The sequence below is a fragment of the Ramlibacter sp. genome (genome assembly GCF_035706265.1).
Classification (GTDB): Bacteria; Pseudomonadota; Gammaproteobacteria; order Burkholderiales; family Burkholderiaceae_C; genus Ramlibacter.
In genome coordinates this window covers 1-2,328 of the sequence record NZ_DASSVG010000107.1, presented here as the reverse complement: position 1 = coordinate 2,328, position 2,328 = coordinate 1, and the positions used below count along the sequence as shown (strand labels likewise).

Genomic DNA, 2,328 nt, shown 5'->3' with positions numbered 1-2,328 from the left:
TGGCTTCAGCCAGTGCCGGGGGACATGGAGTGAGACGGACAAACCCCCTCCAGGCCGGACCCAGAGGCCGCAGCGCTTCCCCTGCGAGCCCAAGAGTCAGTCCAGCTGCGTCTTCTGCCCGCCCTTGTACGTGTACAAGGTGGTGGCCGGATTCTTCAGCTCGCCGTTCGGCTCGAACTGGATGCGCGCCGTCACGCCCTGGTAGTCGGTGCTGGCGAGGAAAGGCGTGTAGACCTTCGGATCGGTGGAGTTCGCGCGCTTCATCGCATCCACCAGCACGAAAGTCGCGTCGTAGGAATAGGGGCTGTAGACCTGGAACTGGTTGGGGAAGCGCTGGTCGTACTTCTGCTTCCACGCCTTGCCGCCCGGCATGCGGTCCAGCGAGGCGCCGCCGGTGGCGCAGACCACGTTGTCGAGCGTCTTCGCGTTGCCCGAGAGCTTGGCGATCTCCTGCGTGCAGATGCCGTCGCCGCCCAGGAAGCGCACGTTCGCCAGGCCCAACTGCTCCATCTGCCGCAGCATGGGGCCGGCCTGCGGATCGAGACCGCCGTAGAAGATCGCGTCCGGCGCCTTCGCGCGGATGGCGGTGAGGATGGCCGTGAAGTCGGTCGCCTTGTCGGTGGTGAACTGCTGGTCCACCACCTGCATGCCCTTGGCCTCCGCGGTCTTGCGGAACACCTCGGCGACGCCCTGACCGTAGGCCGTGCGGTCGTCGACGATCGCCACCTTCTTCAGCTTGAGCGTGTCGGCGGCGTAGTTGGCCACCGCCGCGCCCAGCGCGTTGTCGTTGGCGATCAGGCGGAAGGTGGTCTTGTAGCCCGGCTGCATGAGCGCCGGGTTGGAGGCCGAGGGCGTGATGTGCGGGATGCCGCAGTCGTTGTAGACGCGCGAGGCGGGGATGGTGGTACCCGAGTTGAGGTGGCCGACCACGCCGGCCACCTTCTCGTCGCACATCTTCTGCGCCGCAGCCGTGCCCTGGCGCGGATCGCCCGCATCGTCGTCGGCCACCAGCTCGAAGCGCACCGGCTTGCCGCCGATGGCGACGTTCTGCGCGTTGAGTTCGTCGATCGCCATGCGCACGCCGTTCTCGTTGTCCTTGCCGTAGTGCGCCTGCGGGCCGGAGAGCGGGCCGACGTGGCCGATGCGCACCACCTGCGCGGGCCCGCCGGCCGGCGCGGGCGCGGAGGCGCCGGCCGGTGCAGGTGCGGCGGCCGAGGGGGCTTCCGGCGCTTCCTTGCGTCCGCAGCCGGACAGGGCGAGGAAGAGGGCAGGGATGCCCAGCAGCAAGGCATTCGGGCGGGACATGGCGCGATGCTGCATCGGCGGTGCGGCGGCGGGCGAAACAAAACGAAAAGAAACGAGACCGCGCGGCGATGACCCGGCGGCGCGCGGCCGGCACCCTCGAGGTCCTTCCTGTCCACTGCAAGGAGCAAGCATGAAACCCTGGATCCGCCGCGGCCTCGCCGGCCTGTTCGCCGTCCTCACCCTGGGCGCGCTGGCCGGCTGCGGCCACCATCGCGAGCACGCCGGCTGGGGCGCCAGCGCCGAGGAGCAGGCGCGCCACCGCGAGCACGTCATCGACCGCGTCGCGGGCCGGCTCGAGCTGAACGAGGCCCAGAAGGCGAAGCTCGGCGTGCTCCTCGACAAGCTGCACGCCCAGCGCGCCGCGCTCGCAGGCCAGCCCAGTCCGCGCGCGCAACTGCAGGCGCTGGTGGCAGGCGACAAGTTCGACCGTGCCGGTGCGCAGGCCCTGGTGGCGCGCATGAACAGTGCGCTGGAGACCCGCAGCCCCGAGGTGATCGGGGCGCTGGCCGACTTCTACGACAGCCTCGACGCGCGCCAGCAGGCCAAGGTGCGCGAGCACCTGCAGCGGCGCCGCGGCTGGTGGCGCCGGGGCTGAGCCCCGCGCACAATGCCGCATGCCCCGCATCCTGCTGATCGACGACGACGAGGCGCTGGGCGAGCCGCTGGCCGCGTACTTCGCCCGCTTCGGCCTGGAGCTGGTGCAGGCCCTGCGCCCGAGCGCGGGGCTCGCCCTGCTGCGGCAGCAGGCCTTCGACGCGGCCATTCTCGACGTGATGCTGCCGGAGCAGGACGGCTTCGCCCTCTGCCGCGCGATCCGCGCCGAGAGCGACCTGCCGATCGTGATGCTCACTGCCCGCGGCGAGGTGATGGACCGCGTCGTCGGCCTCGAGCTCGGGGCCGACGACTACCTGCCCAAGCCCTTCGAGCCGCGCGAGCTGGTGGCGCGCATCACCACCGTGCTGCGCCGCCGCCGCGCCGTGCCGGCCGACGCGCGCCTGCACTTCGAGGGCCTCGTCATCGACC

3 protein-coding genes are annotated in these 2,328 nt (G+C 71.0%); 2 read left to right on the top strand and 1 reads right to left on the bottom strand.

Annotated features, from left to right (window positions below):
* Positions 1-96 precede the first annotated feature (96 nt).
* A complete protein-coding gene (locus VFM98_RS04165) occupies positions 97-1,305 on the bottom strand; it encodes a branched-chain amino acid ABC transporter substrate-binding protein (RefSeq protein ID WP_325108641.1) in 1,209 nt (402 codons plus the stop codon).
* Between the two features lie 130 nt (positions 1,306-1,435).
* Between VFM98_RS04165 and VFM98_RS04160 the strand changes: the two genes are divergently transcribed.
* On the top strand, positions 1,436-1,900 hold the full coding sequence (locus VFM98_RS04160) for a Spy/CpxP family protein refolding chaperone (RefSeq protein ID WP_325108640.1): 465 nt from the start codon (positions 1,436-1,438) through the stop codon (positions 1,898-1,900).
* Positions 1,901-1,919: 19 nt separating this feature from the next.
* Positions 1,920-2,328: response regulator transcription factor (locus VFM98_RS04155; protein WP_325108639.1), on the top strand; the 409-nt coding region annotated here is incomplete at its 3' end.